General features: G+C 60.9%; 22 protein-coding genes. 17 read left to right on the top strand and 5 right to left on the bottom strand.

All coding sequences use genetic code 11. The features are described from left to right. Positions 1–567: 567 nt before the first annotated feature. From coxB to RTQ46_RS08155, 6 genes are read left to right on the top strand one after another with little or no spacing between them, the layout of a single operon-like run. Entirely contained in the window at positions 568–1776 is a 1209-nt protein-coding gene (coxB, locus tag RTQ46_RS08180; protein WP_312435785.1) for a cytochrome c oxidase subunit II, read from the top strand. 13 nt (positions 1777–1789) lie between these two features. Further along, complete coding sequence (gene ctaD / locus RTQ46_RS08175) at positions 1790–3403, top strand: cytochrome c oxidase subunit I (protein WP_312435784.1); 1614 nt, start codon at positions 1790–1792, stop codon at positions 3401–3403. Between the two features lie 8 nt (positions 3404–3411). After that, positions 3412–3525 (top strand): cytochrome oxidase small assembly protein, encoded by a 114-nt coding sequence (locus RTQ46_RS08170; protein WP_312435783.1) that lies wholly within the window; start codon positions 3412–3414, stop codon positions 3523–3525. Between the two features lies 1 nt (position 3526). Beyond that, positions 3527–4117, top strand: coding sequence for a cytochrome c oxidase assembly protein (locus tag RTQ46_RS08165; RefSeq protein WP_312435781.1), 591 nt, complete (start codon positions 3527–3529; stop codon positions 4115–4117). A gap of 8 nt (positions 4118–4125) precedes the next feature. Then, the gene (locus RTQ46_RS08160; RefSeq protein WP_312435780.1) at positions 4126–4326 is read left to right on the top strand and encodes a DUF2970 domain-containing protein; all 201 of its coding nucleotides are present in this window, start codon (positions 4126–4128) and stop codon (positions 4324–4326) included. A 22-nt stretch (positions 4327–4348) separates the two neighbouring features. Then, entirely contained in the window at positions 4349–5209 is an 861-nt protein-coding gene (locus tag RTQ46_RS08155; protein WP_312435778.1) for a cytochrome c oxidase subunit 3, read from the top strand. 174 nt (positions 5210–5383) lie between these two features. Here RTQ46_RS08155 and RTQ46_RS08150 read toward each other — a convergent pair whose 3' ends face one another. Then, positions 5384–5584 carry a twin transmembrane helix small protein gene (locus tag RTQ46_RS08150; RefSeq protein WP_312435777.1) on the bottom strand — a complete coding sequence of 67 codons (201 nt, stop codon included), beginning with the start codon at positions 5582–5584 and terminating at the stop codon, positions 5384–5386. A gap of 84 nt (positions 5585–5668) precedes the next feature. Here RTQ46_RS08150 and RTQ46_RS08145 point away from each other — a divergent pair, with 84 nt between their 5' ends. The 6 genes from RTQ46_RS08145 to RTQ46_RS08120 are packed head-to-tail and all read left to right on the top strand — an operon-like array spanning position 5669 to position 10765. Further along, positions 5669–6361 (top strand): SURF1 family protein, encoded by a 693-nt coding sequence (locus RTQ46_RS08145; RefSeq protein WP_312435840.1) that lies wholly within the window; start codon positions 5669–5671, stop codon positions 6359–6361. Then, the gene (locus RTQ46_RS08140) at positions 6339–6947 is read left to right on the top strand and encodes an SCO family protein (protein WP_312435775.1); all 609 of its coding nucleotides are present in this window, start codon (positions 6339–6341) and stop codon (positions 6945–6947) included. Before RTQ46_RS08145 ends, RTQ46_RS08140 begins: the two co-directional genes overlap by 23 nt. 18 nt (positions 6948–6965) lie before the next feature. Then, a complete protein-coding gene (locus RTQ46_RS08135; protein WP_312435838.1) occupies positions 6966–8147 on the top strand; it encodes a COX15/CtaA family protein in 1182 nt (393 codons plus the stop codon). Next, on the top strand, positions 8147–9046 hold the full coding sequence (gene cyoE, locus RTQ46_RS08130) for a heme o synthase (RefSeq protein WP_312435774.1): 900 nt from the start codon (positions 8147–8149) through the stop codon (positions 9044–9046). Before RTQ46_RS08135 ends, cyoE begins: the two co-directional genes overlap by 1 nt. Further along, positions 9043–9639, top strand: coding sequence for an SCO family protein (locus RTQ46_RS08125; protein WP_312435772.1), 597 nt, complete (start codon positions 9043–9045; stop codon positions 9637–9639). The genes cyoE and RTQ46_RS08125 overlap by 4 nt, the downstream gene beginning before the upstream one ends. Positions 9640–9685: 46 nt before the next feature. Continuing rightward, positions 9686–10765 carry an AI-2E family transporter gene (locus RTQ46_RS08120; protein ID WP_312435771.1) on the top strand — a complete coding sequence of 360 codons (1080 nt, stop codon included), beginning with the start codon at positions 9686–9688 and terminating at the stop codon, positions 10763–10765. On the opposite strand, the gene RTQ46_RS08115 is transcribed toward RTQ46_RS08120, so the two are convergent. The 4 genes from RTQ46_RS08115 to nhaR form a co-directional block, all read right to left on the bottom strand. Further along, positions 10762–12102 carry a hemolysin family protein gene (locus RTQ46_RS08115; protein ID WP_312435770.1) on the bottom strand — a complete coding sequence of 447 codons (1341 nt, stop codon included), beginning with the start codon at positions 12100–12102 and terminating at the stop codon, positions 10762–10764. The genes RTQ46_RS08120 and RTQ46_RS08115 overlap by 4 nt on opposite strands. A 100-nt stretch (positions 12103–12202) precedes the next feature. Next, positions 12203–12880: a suppressor of fused domain protein gene (locus RTQ46_RS08110; protein ID WP_312435768.1), complete on the bottom strand. Its 678-nt coding sequence runs from the start codon at positions 12878–12880 to the stop codon at positions 12203–12205. A gap of 76 nt (positions 12881–12956) precedes the next feature. Beyond that, positions 12957–14309: an MFS transporter gene (locus tag RTQ46_RS08105; protein WP_312435767.1), complete on the bottom strand. Its 1353-nt coding sequence runs from the start codon at positions 14307–14309 to the stop codon at positions 12957–12959. 95 nt (positions 14310–14404) lie between these two features. Beyond that, complete coding sequence (gene nhaR, locus RTQ46_RS08100; protein ID WP_312435765.1) at positions 14405–15355, bottom strand: transcriptional activator NhaR; 951 nt, start codon at positions 15353–15355, stop codon at positions 14405–14407. Between the two features lie 113 nt (positions 15356–15468). Between nhaR and RTQ46_RS08095 the strand changes: the two genes are divergently transcribed. The 5 genes from RTQ46_RS08095 (at position 15469) to RTQ46_RS08075 (ending at position 18928) form a co-directional block, all read left to right on the top strand. Further along, positions 15469–16539, top strand: coding sequence for a DUF475 domain-containing protein (locus RTQ46_RS08095; RefSeq protein WP_312435764.1), 1071 nt, complete (start codon positions 15469–15471; stop codon positions 16537–16539). A 153-nt stretch (positions 16540–16692) separates the two neighbouring features. Beyond that, positions 16693–17268 (top strand): TerD family protein, encoded by a 576-nt coding sequence (locus RTQ46_RS08090; protein WP_312435762.1) that lies wholly within the window; start codon positions 16693–16695, stop codon positions 17266–17268. A 41-nt stretch (positions 17269–17309) separates the two neighbouring features. Next, positions 17310–18005 carry a TIGR00266 family protein gene (locus RTQ46_RS08085; protein WP_312435761.1) on the top strand — a complete coding sequence of 232 codons (696 nt, stop codon included), beginning with the start codon at positions 17310–17312 and terminating at the stop codon, positions 18003–18005. Positions 18006–18047: 42 nt separating this feature from the next. Then, entirely contained in the window at positions 18048–18629 is a 582-nt protein-coding gene (locus RTQ46_RS08080) for a TerD family protein (RefSeq protein WP_312435759.1), read from the top strand. 80 nt (positions 18630–18709) lie between these two features. Further along, the gene (locus RTQ46_RS08075) at positions 18710–18928 is read left to right on the top strand and encodes a YqaE/Pmp3 family membrane protein (protein ID WP_312435757.1); all 219 of its coding nucleotides are present in this window, start codon (positions 18710–18712) and stop codon (positions 18926–18928) included. Positions 18929–18946 lie beyond the last annotated feature (18 nt).

Genomic DNA, 18946 nt, shown 5'->3' with positions numbered 1-18946 from the left:
AAACGGCCATGGCGTCGTTGCGCTGCCTCGCCGTACCTGCGTACTGTCTTCGGCAACGCGCCTGGCCCTGGCCATTTTCTCAGGAACTCTTTGCGCGAGGTTGAAAGGCGTGGCTTCGTCAGCTTTCCGGGCGAACTGGCGGCAACCGTTGCAATCCGCGCCACCATTGCTGGCGCGGTTCTGCGCACACCGCATATTTCTTGATGGATTCAACTTTTCTTGCTTATAATCGTTGATTGTTTTATCAGCTTATCAAGCTTGAAAACAAGGGCGGCACAAAAAAAATAAAAACAAAGCAAGCCGAATCCGAAGTTACTGCATTAGTATAGTAACCATCTTGCATGCAGGGACATGATGCAGATGTAAAAGAAAAACAAGATTCCAGCATGGCTGTCCGGCGATTTTTCTGCGCCGGCGGCCGGCATGAAATCGGCTGGTGCGAGGTTACTGAGCAGCGTGCGACCGTGGTCTGGCCGCGACGCTTTCATGGAGGAGCGGCAGCGGGGGAGTACGGAGGTTTCCGCAGCCGTTTAAAATATCGTTATTTTTTAGGTGGTTGGGGAAAACATGACACATGCAAAGCGACTGCTATCGTCGATGCTGGGACTATCGCTGCTCGCAGCGAATATCGCAAGATGGGCCACGGCGGCGCCTGCCGCCTCCACCTATCCCGGTACCGGCGGTCCGGTGCCGTTCGAGATGAATCTGCAGCCGCCTGCCACACAGATCGCGCACGAAATCTACGACCTGCACACCTGGATGATGGTCATCTGCCTGGTGATTTTCGTGGCCGTGTTCGGCGTCATGTTCTATTCCATCTTCAAGCACCGCAAGTCGCTGGGCCACAAACCGGCCACCTTCCACGAGAGCACGACCGTCGAGATCGCCTGGACCGTGGTGCCGTTCCTGATCGTGATCGGCATGGCGCTGCCTGCCACGCGCACGGTGGTCGGCATGAAAGATACGGCCAATGCCGACATCACCATCAAGGCCACCGGCATGCAGTGGAAATGGGGCTACGACTATCTGAAAGGCGAGGGCGAAGGCATTTCCTTCCTGTCCAACCTGTCCACGCCGCGCTCGCAAGTGGGTGCCCCCGGCGCGCCGCCAACGGAAAAACGCGGCGAAAATTACCTGATCGAAGTCGACAATGAAGTGGTGGTGCCGGTCAATAAAAAGATCCGCATGGTGCTGACCGCCAATGACGTGATCCACGCCTGGTCCGTGCCCGCATTTGGCGTGAAGCAGGATGCGATTCCCGGTTTCGTGCGCGACACGTGGTTCAAGGCCGACCATATCGGCACCTTCCGCGGCAATTGCGCCGAGCTGTGCGGCAAGGAACACGCGTTCATGCCGATCGTCGTGAAGGTTGTCTCGGCTGATGACTACAAGGCCTGGGTCGATGTGAAACAGAAGGAAATGGCGGCGCTGGCCGACGATCCGAACAAGACCTGGACCATTGACGAGCTGAAAGTGAAGGGCGAAAAAGTCTATGCCGCCAACTGCGTGGTCTGCCACCAGGCGACCGGCAAGGGCGTGCCGGGTGCGTTCGCACCCCTGGACGGTTCGGCGGTGGTAAACGGTCCGAAGGCGGCGCAGATCCATGTCTTGCTGAACGGGCAAAAGAGCGGCAAGTATCCGGCGGAAATGCCAGCCTGGAAACAACTGTCGGACACGGATATCGCGGCAGTGATCACTTACACGCGCAATAGCTGGTCCAACAAAGCCGAAGAAAATATCGTTCAACCAGCCGAAGTCGTGGCTGCACGCAAGTAATCAGGAGCCGCAGATGAGCACGAGCACTAGCACCCTGGACCGCACCGGTCTCGATTTACACGACCACGCGCACGATCACGCCCACGATCACCCGACCGGCTACCGCCGCTGGCTGTTTGCCACCAACCACAAGGATATCGGCACTTTGTACTTGTGGTTCTCGTTCATCATGCTGCTGTCGGGCGGCGTGCTGGCGCTGATGATACGCACCGAGCTGTTCCATCCGGGCCTGCAATTCTTCCACCCTGAATTTTTCAACCAGCTCACCACCATGCACGGCCTGGTGATGGTGTTCGGCGCCATCATGCCGGCCTTTGTCGGCTACGCCAACTGGATGATCCCGCTGCAGGTGGGCGCCTCCGACATGGCGTTTGCGCGCATGAACAACTTCTCGTTCTGGCTGCTGCCGCCGGCCGCCATTTTGCTGGCCACCTCGTTCCTGGTGCCGGGCGGCGCCACCGCCGCCGGCTGGACCCTGTATGCGCCGCTGTCGACGCAGATGGGCCCTGGCATGGACATGGCGATTTTCGCCATGCACCTGATGGGCGCCTCGTCGATCATGGGCTCGATCAATATCATCGTCACCATCCTCAACATGCGCGCCCCCGGCATGACCCTGATGAAAATGCCGATGTTCTGCTGGACCTGGCTGATCACCGCGTACCTGCTGATCGCCGTGATGCCGGTGCTCGCTGGCGCCATAACCATGACCCTGACCGACCGCCATTTCGGCACCTCGTTCTTCAACGCGGCCGGTGGCGGCGACCCGGTCATGTACCAGCATATCTTCTGGTTCTTCGGCCACCCCGAAGTCTATATCATGATCTTGCCGGCATTCGGCATTGTCTCGCAGATCCTGCCGGCGTTTGCGCGCAAGCCGCTGTTCGGCTACGCCTCGATGGTGTACGCGACGGCATCGATCGCGATCCTGTCGTTCATCGTCTGGGCGCACCACATGTTTACCACCGGCATGCCGGTGACCAGCCAGCTGTTCTTCATGTACGCCACCATGCTGATCGCCGTGCCGACCGGCGTGAAAGTGTTCAACTGGATCGCCACCATGTGGAAGGGCTCGATGACGTTCGAGACGCCGATGCTGTTCTCGGTCGGCTTCATCTTCGTGTTTACCATGGGCGGCTTTACGGGCCTGATCCTGGCCGTGACGCCGATCGACATCCAGCTACAGGATACCTATTATGTGGTGGCGCACTTCCACTACGTGCTGGTGGCCGGTTCGCTGTTTGCCCTGTTCGCCGGCTTCTATTACTGGTCGCCGAAATGGACCGGCCACATGTACAACGAGACGCGCGGCAAGATTCACTTCTGGCTGTCCCTGATCACCTTCAACATCACTTTCTTCCCGATGCACTTCCTGGGACTGGCCGGCATGCCGCGCCGCTACGCCGACTATCCGGCGCAGTTCACGGACTTCAACATGATCGCCTCGATCGGCGGTTTCGGCTTCGGCCTGATGCAGGTCTACTTCCTGGTGTTTGTGGTGATCCCGACGATTCGTGGCGGCAAGGCCGCGCCGGCCAAGCCGTGGGAAGGCGCGGAAGGGCTGGAATGGACCGTGCCGAGCCCGGCGCCGTTCCATACGTTTGAAACGCCGCCGACCGTGAAATAAGCGACGCCATGAGCGAACTCGATACCCAGCGCAAGAAGAGCAACCGCCGCACCGGGCTGATCCTGGCGGCGCTGGCGGCCTTCTTTTTCCTGTCGGTGTTTGCCAAGCGGCTGTGGCTGTGACATGACGACGCCAGTACAGCCGCAGCCGCAGCCAGAACCCGCAACACGCGGCCTGAACCGCCAACTGCTCGGTAAACTGCTGGTAATCGCCTGCGTCATGTTCGGCTTTGGCTATGCCTTGATTCCCGTCTACAGGCAGATTTGCGAAGTGATGGGCATCAATATCCTGACGCAAAAGGACGGCACGGTCGCCTGGGACAAGAACACGCAGGTCGACACCACGCGCAGCATCACGGTGGAGTTCGACGGCAATGCGCAGGGGCCGTGGCGGTTCCGTCCGGTGGTCTCCAGCATGAAAGTGCATCCGGGCGAGCTGGTCACGGTGCTGTATGAAGTGGTCAACACGCAGGGGCGCACCGTCAATGCGCAGGCCATTCCCAGCTACGCGCCGCAAAGCGCGACGCCGCATTTCAAGAAGGTCGAATGTTTCTGCTTCCAGCAGCAGACCCTGAAACCGCATGAGGCGCGGCAGATGCCGGTGGTGTTCTTCCTCGATCCGGCGCTGCCGAAAGAGGTAAAGACCATTACCCTGTCGTACACGTTTTTCGAGATCGCCGGTCTGAGCCAGGCTCGGACGCCGGCGGTGCAATAGGAGTGGCGATGAACGAGCCCAAACAGCACGCGTCGTTCCTGTATTCATTGAAGGCCGTGATCTGGTCGTTTACCGGACTGCGGCGCAAGAGTGATTTCGATACCGATTCGGCAAAGCTGAACCCGGTGCATATCGTGATTGCCGGCCTGCTGGCAGTAGCTTGCCTGGTCGGCATCCTGATTGCCATCGTCAGCCTGGTCGTACCATAAATAGATAAACGAGGAGATGAGTATGAGTGCCAATCACGCCGCTGCACCTTATTATTTCGTGCCCGGGCCATCGCGCTGGCCGATGCTCGGCGGCGCCAGCCTGCTGCTGACCATGATCGGCGCCTCGGCCTGGGTCAACGACGTGGCGTGGGGACCGTATGTCAATTACGCCGGCATCGCCGGCATCCTGCTGGTGCTGTATTTCTGGTTCGGCGACGCGATCGGCGAATCGGAAAAAGGCCTGTACAGTGAGCGCATCGATTACTCGTTCCGCTGGAGCATGGGTTGGTTTATCTTTTCCGAAGTCATGTTCTTTGCCGCCTTCTTCGGCGTGCTGTTCTATGCGCGCGTGATCTCGACGCCGTGGCTGGGCGACCTCGACCATAAACTGATCTGGCCCGATTTCTCGGCCCAGTGGGGCTCGGTGGGGCCGGCCGGCACGGTGCAGGAATTTACCACCATGACGCCGTTCTGGATTCCGACCATTAACACGGCATTGCTGCTGACCTCGGGCGTGACGCTGACCATCTCGCACCACGCGCTGCGCGCCGGCCACCGCGGCGTGACGGCCCTGTTCCTGGCCGCCACCATCCTGCTGGGCGCGGTCTTCATGGGCTTCCAGGTCTACGAATACATGCACGCGTACAGCGAGCTGAACCTGAAACTGACGTCCGGCATCTACGGCGCCACCTTCTTCATGCTGACCGGCTTCCACGGCTTCCACGTGACCCTGGGCGCGATCATGCTGTCGGTGATTTTGTACCGCGTATTGAAGGGGCACTTCACGCCCGACCACCACTTCGGCTTCGAAGGCGCCGCCTGGTACTGGCACTTTGTCGACGTCGTCTGGCTGGGCCTGTACGTGGTCGTGTATTGGTTATAATGCGGGGCAGGGCGCATGGTGTGAGCCATGTGCCGGCAGCCTGAAAAAAGCCGTACCGGACGATCCGTGTACGGCTTTTTTCATGGTGTGAAAATTTGCTATTGAGACAATGTGAACCCAGCGAAATGCTGGGATCGGACCCTGAGGGTCCGACCCCGGTCCTTGCCGCTGGGTTTAATGAATACCGGTAGGCTGGATATACCCCAGCCGGTGCGCCAGCAAGATCAGCAAAAACAGCGCAATCGAAAACCCCACGCGCATGGCCAGCGCCTGCACGGTGCGGTTGCTCTTGCCCTTGTCGCGCATCAGGAAAAACAGGGCCGAGCCGAGGCTGCCCAAAATCAGGATAAACGCGATGGCGACAACGATTTTCATGGATGGCAAGGCCCGCTCTGAGGAGGTTTCATTGTAATGCCAATACGCTTCCCATTCCGCTTTCGGTGGATACCATTTGTGGTCATGCTGCTGCTGGTGACGCTGGGCCTGTCGCTGGCGCAATGGCAGCAGCGCCGCGCGGAAGAGAAAATCGCCCGCGCCGCCAAACTGCAAGCGGGCAACCTGGCCGCGCCGCTGGCATTGACGGCCGCGCCCCTGCTGCCGGTGGACGCCGAAGCGATCGAGTACCGCCGCGTGACGCTCACCGGCCACTTCGTGCCGGCCTGGACCGTCTACCTGGACAACCGCCCGTACAAGGGCCAGGCCGGCTTGCATGTGCTCACTCCCTTTCGCATCGACGGTTCAAGCGTGCATGTGCTGGTGGCGCAGGGCTGGCTGCCGCGCAATAATGCCGACCGCACGCGCATTGCCGATTACACGACGCCCACCGGCACCGTCACCATACAGGGCATTGCCCGCCTGAACGCCGGCCATGTGATGCAGCTGGGCACGGCCGCGCCTCTGGCGCCGCAGGCCATCGTGCAAAATGCCGATATCGCGCAGCTGGCGCAGGCCAGCGGCCTGGCGTTCCAGCCGCTGCTGGTCGAACAGACTGGCCCGGTCTCAGGCGCACTGCCCGTGCGCGACTGGCCGGCGCCCGACCTCGGCGCCGACAAGCATCGCGGCTACGCCTTCCAGTGGTTGGCCCTGGCGCTGATGGCCTTCTTATTTTTTGTCTTTACAGGATTTCGACGTGCAAACAACTCTTCCCGATAGCAAAGCGCAAATTACCGGCCGCTGGAAACTGCTGGCCGTGGTGGCCGTCTGTGCCTTTCCGATTATCGCCTCGTATGTGACGTATTACATCATCAAGCCCAGCAGCCGCAACAACTATGGCGCATTGATCGATCCGCGCCAGTATCCGATACCGGAAGCCAAATTGCAGGTGACGGAACTCGATGGCAAGCCGTCGCCCCTGGAACAATTCAAGGGCAAGTGGGTCATGCTGCAAACGGGGCCGTCCGATTGCCAGGACGCCTGCAAGCAGCAGCTGTTTGCCATGCAGCAGCTGCGCCTGACGCAAGGCAAGGAAATGGAGCGCATCGAGCGCGTCTGGCTGATTACCGACCCGCAGCCGATCGACACCATCGTGATGCGCGAATACGACGGCACCAATATGCTGCGCGTCAATGGCGACGCCATCAGGGCGTGGCTGCCGGTGGAGCCGGGCGGCAAGATAGACGATCACCTGTACCTGATCGACCCGCTGGGCAACCTGATGATGCGTTTCCCGAAAGATGCGGACCCGACCAAAGTCAAGAAAGACATCGCCAAGCTGCTCAAAGCTTCGGCGATCGGTTAAGGAGCCCACATGCCTGCAATGCATCTTTCCGCACTGGCCCAGCTGGGCCTGACGGGTTTGCTGGTGGCGCTGCTGCCGTTGACCATGGTATGGGTGTCGTCCGACGCCAACAAATACCGCAAACTCGTCTGGATCGCCGTGTTCCTGACGGTCGACCTGATCATGTTTGGCGGCTTTACGCGCCTGTCCGATTCCGGCCTCGGCTGCCCGGACTGGCCAGGCTGCTACGGCTCGGCCAACCCCTTCCTGGCGCACGAACATATCGTGGCCGCCGAAACGCTGATGCCGACCGGCCCCGTGACGGTGGTCAAGGCGTGGATCGAAATGACGCACCGCTACCTGGCGATGGCGATCGGCGTGCTGATCGTGGCGATGATGGTGCAGGCATGGCGCCAGTGGCGAAAAAACCACCGCCAGGAATTCGCCCCGGCCCTGCCGACGGCGCTGTTTTTCTTTGTCTGCCTGCAAGGTGCATTTGGCGCCTGGACGGTTACCCTGAAACTGCAGCCGGTGATCGTCACCATCCATTTGCTGCTGGGCATGGGTCTCTTGTCTCTGCTGGTGTGGCTGGGCGGGCGCCAGGATCATGCGGTCTCTCCCGTGCTGAATGCCGATGCGCCATCCGCCGTATTGCGCCCCGTGCGTACGCTGGCAATTTTCTCGGGCGTGCTGCTGCTGGTGCAGATCGCGCTGGGCGGCTGGGTCAGCACCAATTACGCGACCCTGGCCTGCACCGACTTTCCGCTATGCGGCGGCAAGGTGATTCCCGAGATGGATTTCGAGCACGGTTTTCACCTGTGGCGCGAGCTGGGCAAGACGGCCACCGGCCACTATCTGCCGTTCTCGGCACTGACGGCGATCCACTGGGTGCACCGCAATTTTGCGTTCGTCGTGCTGGCCGGCATCGGCTATACCGTGTTCCGCGCGTGGAAGCTGCCGTCCTTGCGCGGCACGGCCCGCTGGATTGCGCTGGTGCTGGCGCTGCAGGCAGGCACCGGCCTGGCCACCATCTACCTGAACTGGCCGCTGGCGATTGCCGTCATGCATAACGGCGGGGCGGCGCTGCTCGTGTTGTTGCTGACCATGTTAAACTACAAGGCCAAATTCCAGCTCGATGCCGCGCTCCAGCGCAGCGTTTATCGCGCTTCCACCAGCGCGACAGTGCCCACGGCGCCAGGCAGCACTTCCCGTATCTCATAATGACTACTCAGACCATCAGCAGCAAACCCTCCCCCCGCCTCGCCCAGTACTGGGCGCTGACCAAGCCGCGCGTGACGCAGCTGGCCGTGTTTTGCGCCGTGATCGGCATGTTCCTGGCCAGCGAGGAGTTGCCGCACTGGCAGCCGGTGGTGTTCGGCACCATCGGCATCTGGCTGCTGGCCGGCGCCGCGTTTGCCGTCAACTGCCTGGCCGAGCGCGAGATCGATGCGCGCATGGCGCGCACGGCGCGCCGGCCGATGGCGATGGGCGACATCACGGTAAAACAGACGGTGGTGTTCGCGCTGGTGATCGGCGGCCTGGGCATGGGCATCCTGTATTACCTGGTCAATCCGCTGACCATGTGGCTGACCTTTGTCACCTTTGTCGGCTACGCGCTGATCTACACGATGGTGCTGAAACCTGCCACGCCGCAGAACATCGTCATCGGCGGCCTGTCCGGCGCCATGCCGCCGGCGCTGGGCTGGGCGGCGGTGGCCAACGACGTGCCGATGCAGGCGTGGCTGCTGGTGCTGATCATTTTTGTCTGGACCCCGCCGCACTTCTGGGCGCTGGCCATGTACCGCCGCGACGACTACGCGCGCTCGGGCCTGCCGATGCTGCCCGTCACGCACGGCCTGAAGTTCACGCAGTTCCACGTGTGGCTGTATTCGATCGCGCTGGCTGCCACCACCCTGATGCCGTATGCCGTGCGCATGAGCGGACTGATCTATCTGGTGTCGGCCGTGGTGCTCAATGCCGGCTTCCTGTATTACTCGTGGCAGATGTACCGCAAGTACACGGACCTGATCGCGAGGAAAGCGTTTACCTATTCCATCATCTACCTGTCGCTGCTGTTCGTGGCGCTGCTGGTCGACCACTATATTCCGCTTGGCTCATGAAAAAACTCTTTTGCCTGTTGTTGACGACCTTGTTGACGACCTTGCTGCTGGCCGGCTGCGGCCAGCCCGAAGCGCCGAAACCCGCCTTTATCAATACCGATGTGACGGGCCTTGGCTATGCGCGCGAGTTTGCGCTGACCGACCACACGGGCACGCCGCGCACGCTGGCCGACTACAAGGGCAAGCTGGTGCTGATCTTTTTCGGCTACACGCAATGCCCGGATGTGTGCCCGACCACCATGGCCGACATGGCGCAGGTAATGAAAGAGATGGGCCCGCAGGCCGACCAGGTGCAAGTGCTGTTCGTCACGGTCGACCCGGAACGCGACAAGCAGGCGCTGCTGGCCGAATACGTGCCGGCCTTCGACAAGCGCTTTGTCGGCCTGTACGGCGACCTGGCCGCGACCGCCAGGGTGGCCAAGGAGTTCAAGGTGTACTACGCCAAGGTCGAGGGCGAAACGGACGATAGCTATACGGTCGACCATACGGCCGGCACCTATGTGTTCGACCGCCAGGGCAAGATCCGCCTGTTCGTGCGCCACGGCGAGAAGCCGGCCGCCATCGCGCACGACCTTAAACTTCTGCTATCCTGAGCCCGTGCCCGGCGCCGCCGGGCTTCGCTTTCAGGGATGGCAGTACATGGAAAAACGTTTCGAGCCGTATGCGCGCCTGGCAGCCGTCATCTTCCTGCTGATCGGCTGTTTTTTCGTGCTGCGTCCCTTCCTGCCGGCAATGCTGTTCGCCGTCTGCGTCAGCATCTCCAGCTGGCCGCTGTACCTGCTCATGCTCAACCGCCTCAAGGGCCGGCGCAACCTGGCGGCCGCCATCATGACCGTCTCGCTGGTACTGGTGATCGTGCTGCCGCTGGTGCTGGTCACCTACAACCTGGCCGACAATGTCGCGCGCATCTATGAACAGTTGCGCCTCGCGCTCGACGAAGGCGCGCTGCATCCGCCGGCCTGGCTGGCCAGCATTCCGCTGATCGGCGAAACCCTGGACGGCTATGTGCGCCGCATTATGGAAGACCGCGAGGAATTGCTCAATTTGGGCAAGAACATGCTGGAGCCGGCCCGCCATTTCCTGACCTCCGGCGGCATCGTGCTGGGCAGCGGCGTGGCGCAGACCAGCCTGGCCGTATTCGTCAGTTTCTTTTTGTACCGCGACGGCCAGCTGCTGCGCGACGCCTTGCTGCTGGGTAGCGCGCGCATTATCGGGCCCAGTGCACCGGGCGTGGCGCTGACCATCAGCCGCACGATACGCGGCGTGATGTATGGCCTGCTGGGTACGGCGCTGGCGCAGGCATTGGTGGCGGTGTTGGGGTTCCTGATTGCCGGCGTGCCGGCGGTGGCCTTGCTGGGGATTGCCACGTTCGTGCTGTCGCTGGTGCCGGTCGGCCCGCCGCTGGTGTGGGGCGGCGCTGCCATCTGGCTGTTCAATGGCGGCGAGACGGGCTGGGGCATCTTCATGCTGGTATGGGGCGGTCTGTTGATCAGTGGCGTCGACAATGTCGTCAAGCCGCTCCTGATCAGCCGCGGCAGCAGCCTGCCATTCCTGCTGGTGCTGCTGGGCGTGCTCGGCGGCGTGCTGGCGTTCGGCTTTGTCGGCATCTTTATCGGCCCGACCCTGCTGGCGGTACTGTACAGCCTGCTGCAAACCTGGACCCTGGGCGTGACGACCGTGCCGCAGGGTAAGGATTCCTTGTCCGATAAAAAGCCCTAGTCGCGCAGGTCGGCGTCCAGGTCGCGTTCCTGTTTCGGGATCACCTTGATCAGCACGATGCGCGGGCCGTTCATCTTCTTGACGACGATATCGAAGTCGACAAAGGTGATGCGCTGGCCCTGCTTCGGGATATCGCCCAGCTTGACCATGATCAGGCCGCCGACCGATTCCACATCGTCCAGGCCCAGCTCCTCGTTTTCGATATCGATGCCAAGGATACGTTCGAGCGAGAAGATGGGCAGGCTGGCCTTGCCGATCAGGGTGCCGTCGCTCTGCTTGAGCCAGTCGTTCTCATTGCGGCGGAATTCGTCGCGGATCTCGCCCACCATGGCGCCCAGCAAATTGTCGAGCGTGATGAAGCCGACCGGGCGCTTGCCCTTTTCGCCGATCAGCGCAAAGTGCGGCGCGCCGTCGCGAAAGCGGCGGAACAGTTCCAGTGCCGGGGTGCGCGCGGAAATGATGTCCACGGGGCGCAGGAAGGGCTTGAGCGAGCTGATGGTCTTGCCGGCCTGCTGCGCGAAAAACAGGTCTTTCAGGTGCACCACGCCCAGCACGTCGTCCTCGTTGGTATCGAAGTAGGGGTAGCGGCTGAAGCGGTTGCGCAGCACGGTTTCCAGGTTCTGTTCCAGCGTTTCCGAGGCGTACAGCGCCACCACCTCATTGAGCGGGCGCATCAGGTCCGATACCGTCATCTGTTCGAAATCGAGCGACTGGGCCAGGATATTGCGTTCGTCGCGCGTAAATTTTTCGCCGGGCTGGCTGGTGCGCAGGATCAGTTTCAGCTCTTCCGACGAATAGTGCGCGTCGTGGCCGCCCTTGCCGGCCAGGCCCGCCAGGCGCAGCACCCAGTTGGCGCTGGCGTTGAGCAGGTAGATGGCCGGATACATGGCCCAGTAAAAGCCGTACAGCGGAATCGCGCTCCACAGGCCAACCGCTTCCGGGTTGCGGATCGCCATCGACTTGGGCGCCAGTTCGCCCACCACAATATGCAGGAAAGAAATTACGCTGAAGGCCAGCACGAACGAGATGCCGTGGATCAGTTCCTGCGAACTGACGCCGATGGCGCCGAACAGCGGTTCGAGCAGGCCGGCAAAGGCCGGCTCGCCGACCCAGCCCAGGCCCAGCGAAGCGAGCGTGATGCCCAGCTGGCAGGCGGACAGGTAGGCGTCGAGCTGGCCATGCACCTTGGCCAAAATGCGGCCCCGCAGTCCCTGTGTCTTGGCGATGGCCCGGATGCGCGTGCGGCGCAAGGTGACGATGCCAAATTCGGCGGCAACAAAAAATCCATTGAGCGCGACCAGGAAAAAGGCGAGCAGGACGAGTAAAACATTGTGCATGGAGGCGCAGAAAGATGGGCTGTTAAAACGTCATCTTAAACGACGAAGGGCACAGGATGCTAATTTCCGGCAAATCGGCGCGCAGTGTTACACAATCGTTTTACACAATACTGTTGCGTCCGGCATCAACCAGCGGCGCCGCGCCCTGCCGGGCCAGCGTCTGCAGCAGGTCCTCGAAGTCATGCGCACGGCCATGGGCCAGCTCCGCTGCGGTCAGGCCGATGATCTGCAGGAAGGCAAATTTGCCCGATGCCAGCTGGTATTCGTCCGGGAAATGGGCGCTCGGCGTCATGATGATGGCGCTCAGCGCAGACTTCTCGCCATCGATGGGGCCGCCCACCGACATGCGGTCCCAGGCGTCGAGCGGCTCCTGATCGCCGAAGTGGCCTGCGGCCAACAATATTTGATAGGCAGCGAAGCGGCGCACCATGGCCAATGCCCACGGTGATTGCTGCGGGCATTCGAGCAGCAGTTCGCGGCCCAGCCCCGACCAGTCATCGTGTTCCGAGGCGTCCGCGTCCCACGGATTGGACAGGCCCGACGACACATACAGCCAGTGGGGACGCTCTGCCGTGGGCGGGCACTCGAACACGCCGATATGCAGCCAGCGCGGATCGACTTCGGTGCAGTTGAACAGCTCTTCAAACAAAGGCATGCCGAGCGGATAGATGCCCGGACCCAGGTCGCCGAACAGCGTTTTGTAGAGCGTGGTTTCGCGCTGTTCCCACGCTGTCGCCAGCAGGCTGGGCGCCGCGCCGTTGTTCACATTGTTGGTCATGTCGGTGCACTCAAGTAGTAAGGTACTTAAGTATAAAACATGCAATGTTGCAACGACGCACGCTACGTCAGCAGGGTCAGGCCTTGATGCCGGCGCGCGGCGCCTGTCCCGAGGTGCGTTCGGCGCGCATGCTCCATACCATCAGCGCCGACACCACGGCCGGGATCGCCACCACGAGAAAGATCGTGCTGTTCGGCCAGTTCAGGCGGATCAGCTCGCCACCGAGCACCGGGCCGATAATCGAGCCGATGCGGCCCACGCCCAGGCTCCAGCCGATGCCGGTCGAGCGCAGCGTGGTCGGATAGTAGCTGGCCGCCAGTGCATTGACGGCCGGCTGGCCGCCGACGATGCAGAATCCGGCGATAAAGATGGTGATGAACAGGAACGCCAGCGACACGTCCGGACGGCCGATCAGGGCAATCGCCACGGCGGCGACCAGGAAACACGGCAGCAAAATGCGGCGGAAGCTGGAGCGGTCGATCAGCTGGCCCATCACCAAGGTGCCGATGGTGCCGCCCACTTGCAGCGCGGTGCCGGCCAGCACGGCGTTGGCGGTCGACAGGCCCGCTTCTTTCGCAATCGTTGGCAGCCAGTTTGACAAAAAGTACAGATTCAGCAAATTCATGAAGTTGATGACCCACAGCAAGATCGTCATCCTGGCGCGGCCTTCGCGAAACAGCGCCAGCACGGGCGCGCCGCGCGATTCCTTCTCGTGCACCACATACTGGGTGTCGGGCGTAATCGTCACGCTCGGGTCGATGCGCTTGAGCCATTGCGCCACCTTGTGCAGGTTCTTTTTCTTCAGCACCAGGAACTGCATCGATTCGGGCAGCAGGAAGAACATCAGCACGCCAATCGCCAGCGGCACCACGCCGCCCACATAGAACACCGACTGCCAGCCGAACGCGGGAATCAAGGCGGCCGACAGCAGCCCGCCCAGCACCGCGCCCAGTGTGAAGCCGCACGAGACCAGCATCATCAGCGTCACTTTCTTGCGCAGCGGGCTGTATTCGCCGGCCAGCGCCATCGCGTTCGGCATCACCGCACCCAGGCCGAGACCGGTAATAAAGCGGATCAGCTGCAGCTGTTCGATGCTGGTGGCCAGTGGCGTGACCAGCATGCACAGCGAAAAGAAGATGGTCGAACCGATCAGCACGGGGCGGCGGCCGAATTTGTCGGCCGTGATGCTGAAGACCAGCGAACCGACCAGCATCCCCAGCAAGCCAGCGCCAAACACGGGACCCAGGTTGGCCTTGCTGACATGCCAATCGGCAATGATCGCCGGCGCCACATAGCCCATCGCCTGCACGTCGAAGCCGTCCATGATGACGCACAGTCCGCACAGGATCAGCATGCCGATCTGGAACGAGCCTATTTTGTTGTTGTTGATCAGATCGGGAATATCGATCGTTCTGCCTGCCGTGGACATGCTGTCTCCTGTATTTTTATGGTGGTCACGCGCCTGTCGTGCCGGCGTGCGCGTGCTTGTCTCAGGCTTGATTACAATCGCTTTCGATTAATTATTCAAACGTTATTTTCGAATGGATTTATCGGATTGTCTGATAAATGTGAGTGGGCGCTGCGGGGCTTTTGCACGGCAGCCAGAATGACGCCCAGCGCCGGATGCATGATCTTGCGTTCGTTCGAGATCACATAGAACTGCTCGCGCAACGATGACGCTTCGCCGACCAGCACGGCGCCGAACTGTGCCGCAATTTCATCGGCCAGCGATGCGGGCGCGAAAAACAGGCCCAGGCCTTTGCGCCCGAACGCGTTGAGCATGGCGTTGTCCTCGAATTCGCCCACCACATCGGGCCGCACGCCCTGCTGCACCATCCATTCGTCAATGCGGCCGCGCAGGGCGTTATTGCGCGTCGGCAGCAGGAACGGCGCGCCGCTCAGGCGCCTGGGAAAATCGTCACGGTATTGTCCGGCCAGCGCCGGCACGCCGAACAGTTTCATCGCGCTCTCGCCCCACAGGTGGCTGGCCACGCGCAGGCTGGCGCCGGCCGGCACGGCCCGGTCCGTCAGCACCAGGTCCAGCTTGTGCAGCGCCAGGTCGGCCAGCAGTGACTCGAACTCGTCTTCCAGGCACACCAGCTTGACGGGCTGGCCCAGGCTGCGCGTGGCGTCGAGCATGCGGTACGCCATCAGTTTCGGCAGGGAGTCCGAGATGCCGACCGTCAGGCGCATTTTTTCCGCCTCGGTGTCGCCCAGCGCATCCTGCATCCGTTCGCCCAGCAGAAAGATCTGGTCCGCATAGCCGAGTGCCAGCCGGCCCGCTTCGGTCGGCACCAGGCGCCGGCCCTGCGGCTGCAGCAGCGACTTGCCCAGTTCCTTTTCCAGCAGCGCCAGCTGGGTGCTGATGGTCTGCACGGCCAGGCCCAGCCGTTCAGCAGCGCGCGTCACGCCGCCTTCCTTGGCCACCACCCAGAAGAAGTACAGATGGCGGTAATTGAAGCCCGTGGTTTTCATGGTTAGTCCAATCTTCTGTTTTTACGAAGTAATGCTTCCATTATCTTCCATTTTTAAATCAATCGTGCGCGCCTATACTGCCTCTCATTGTTTGCAATTTAATAGGAGAATTGATGAAGCATTTCAGAGTGTCATTCATCGTGACATTTATCTGCCTGGCCATCTCGGCCTGGTGGGGTTACACGCATGGCGGGGTGTCCACCATGCTGTCGGCACTCGGGATAGCCATCATTCTGGGCATTATGGAGGTATCGCTGTCGTTCGATAACGCGGTCGTCAACGCGTCGGTGCTGAAGACCTGGGACAAATTCTGGCAGGGCCTGTTCCTCGGCGTCGGCATTATCATCGCCGTGTTCGGCATGCGCCTGCTGTTCCCGCTGGTGATCGTGGCGCAAGCGGCCGACCTCGGTTTGCTGGAAGTGTGGAACCTGGCGCTCAGCGATCCGGAACAGTATTCGATGCACCTGACGAATCACCATGCGGAAGTGGCGGCCTTCGGCGGCATCTTCCTGCTGCTGGTGTTCCTGAACTTCCTGCTGGACCATGAGAAAGAAACCCACTGGCTGGGCCGCTTCGAAGAAAAGCTGGGCGCGCTGGGCAAGGTTTCCTCGATTTCCGTGATGATCGCGCTGGGCACCCTGATGGCCAGCCTGGGCATGATCGAAGACGCACAGAAACTGGTGGTATTGACGGCAGGCCTGTGGGGCATCCTGACCTACGTCGGCGTCGACGTGATCAGCGGCCTGCTCGAAGGCGATAACGGTAATGGCAATATGGGTGACATCGTCAAGCGCGGCGGTATTGGCGGCTTCCTGTACCTGGAAGTGCTCGATGCTTCGTTCAGCTTTGACGGCGTGATCGGCGCGTTCGCCATCACCAAGGATGTGGTCATCATCATGCTGGGCCTGGCCATCGGCGCGATGTTCGTGCGTTCGATGACGGTGTTCCTGGTCCGCAAGGGTACGCTGGATGAGTTCGTTTATCTGGAGCACGGCGCGCACTATGCGATCGGTATCCTGGCCGTGATCATGTTGGTCAGCATGAAGTTCCATGTGCCGGAGATCTTCACGGGCCTGATCGGCGTGGCCTTTATCCTCGCCTCGCTGTGGTCGTCGATCCGCTACAAGCGCCGGATGGCGCTCGAAGAAGGCAAGACCGAAGCGCTGGAATCAATCAAGGCATAAGTAGTCCAAGGAATGCGCGGCAAACGACTGCACCGGTTTGCTGTGATGGGTAGCAAGCGTCGCCGCCGGCCTGGGGAGTCAGGCCGGTGGAGGGCGCCAGGTGTTCAAGTACTACATTCGCTGTATCTTTATTTCACATAGGAGAAATACATCATGGCAATCAGTCTGCAAAAAGGCGGCAACGTCAACCTGAGCAAGGAAGCTCCCGGCATCACCAAGATGACCATCGGCCTGGGCTGGGATGCCCGCGCCACCGATGGCGCCGCATTCGACATCGACGGTTCGGTCTTCCTGCTGAAGGCGGATGGCAAGGTGCGCGCCGACGTCGACATGATTTTCTACAACAACCTGAAATCGAGCGACGGTTCCGTCACCCACTCGGGCGACAACACCACCGGCGCCGGCGATGGCGACGATGAAACCGTCACCGTCGACCTGTCGACCGTGCCGCCTGAAGTCGACAAGATCGCCGTCTGCGTGACGATCCACGACGCCGAAGCGCGCAAGCAGAATTTCGGCATGGTGTCGAAAGCGTATGTGCGCTGCATCAACGCCAACGGCAACACCGAAATCGCCCGCTTCGACCTGTCCGAAGACGGCTCGGCCGAAACAGCGATGGTGTTCGGCGAAATCTACCGCAACGGCGCGGATTGGAAATTCAAGGCCATCGGCCAGGGCTACAAGGGCGGCCTGGGTCCACTCGCCGCATCGTTCGGCGTCGGCGTCTAAGTAAAAACCGCATCACCATTGCCAGGAAAGGAACAGTTTGTATGCCAGTTTTTAGTGTTACCGGGGATATCGACCCGTTTCTGCATGTATCGCTGGCCAAGGGCGAGAAGATCTATTGCGAATCCGACGCGATGGTGATGATGGAAACCAATCTTGAGCTGAAAGGCAAGATGACCGGCGGCATTGGCGCTGCGCTGATGCGCACCTTTGCCAACGGCGAGTCGTTCTTTCAGCAGCATGTCGAAGCCTTGCGCGGCGACGGCGATTGCCTGCTGTCGCCCACCTTGCCGGGCGCCATGCGCGTGCTGGAAGTCGGTAGCCAGCAGTACATGATCAGCGACGGCGCGTTTGTCGCCGCCAGTTCCGGCGTGGAACTGAAGGTGCGCACGCAAAGCATCGGCAATGCGCTGTTCGCCCAGAGCGGTGGTTTCTTTATCACCGAGACGGCGGGCAGCGGCCAGCTGGCGGTGTCCGGTTTTGGCGCGATGTCGGAACTGGAGGTGACGCCCGGCAAGGACGTGGTAATCGATAACGCCCACGTCGTGTGCTGGGACAACCGTCTTAAATACGAGATTTCCATTACCACCGGCAGCAGCGGCGGCTTTTTGGGCAACCTGATCAACAGCCAGACCAGCGGCGAAGGCATGGTGCTGAAGTTTTCCGGCACCGGCAAGATACTGATCTGCTCGCGCAACCGCGCCGCCTTCCTGGCCTGGACCCAGAGCAAGCCGGCGTAACGATAACGTCAACAAGCAATCAACCAAACAGGAGCACTGCGTATGTCTGTCAATTTGAGCAAGGGCCAGAAGATTTCTCTGGACAAGGAAGCAGGCACCAGCCTGACCCGTATCACCATGGGTTTGGGCTGGGATTCGGTCAAGACCAAGGGTTTCCTCGGTTTCGGTTCGAAAACCGAAGCGGTCGATCTCGATGCCTCGTGCGTGCTGTTTGACGACAGCAACAAGGTGTCCGATATCGTCTGGTTCCGCCAGCTGAAAAGCAAGGACGGCAGCATCGTTCACACGGGCGACAACCGTACCGGCGCCGGCGATGGCGACGACGAGCAGATCAATGTCGACCTGGCCAACGTACCGGCCGGCGTGAAAAGCCTGGTGTTTACCGTCAACAGCTTTACGGGTCAGAACTTTTCTCAGGTGGAAAACGCCTATTGCCGCATCTTGAATGCCAGCAATAACCAGGAAATCGCCCGCTTCAACTTGTCCGTACAAGGCGCCCACACGGCGCAGATCATGGCCAAGCTGTACCGCCATAACGGCGAATGGAAAATGCACGCGATCGGCGAAAACGGCAATGGCCGCACTTTTGACGACCTGATGCCGCAGATCACCGTGCATTTATAAGGAGCAGTACGCAGCGGGCAGGGGACGGACCGGATACCGGCCCTTGTCTGCTGCTTTTGATTGAAGGAGAGTATGTCGTGATGCGATTGCTGATAGCCTTGCTGCTTCCGTGTCTCACGTTTTTCATGCTGAAGCGCCCGCTTGCAGGCGGCGCCACCCTGATCATGCAGTGCACTGTGATCGGCTGGGTGCCGGCGGCCCTGTGGGCCCTGTACACGGTAAACCAGCACAAGACGGAGCAGGAACTGGAAGGCGCATTAAGCCGCAGCTACTTACGCAGGCGCAGCCGGGTGATCTGAATCCGGAGCGCTGGAAAT

The sequence above is a fragment of the Janthinobacterium sp. genome (genome assembly GCF_031995485.1).
GTDB lineage: Bacteria > Pseudomonadota > Gammaproteobacteria > Burkholderiales > Burkholderiaceae_D > Janthinobacterium.
This window is presented reverse-complemented; position numbering and strand designations above follow the sequence as displayed.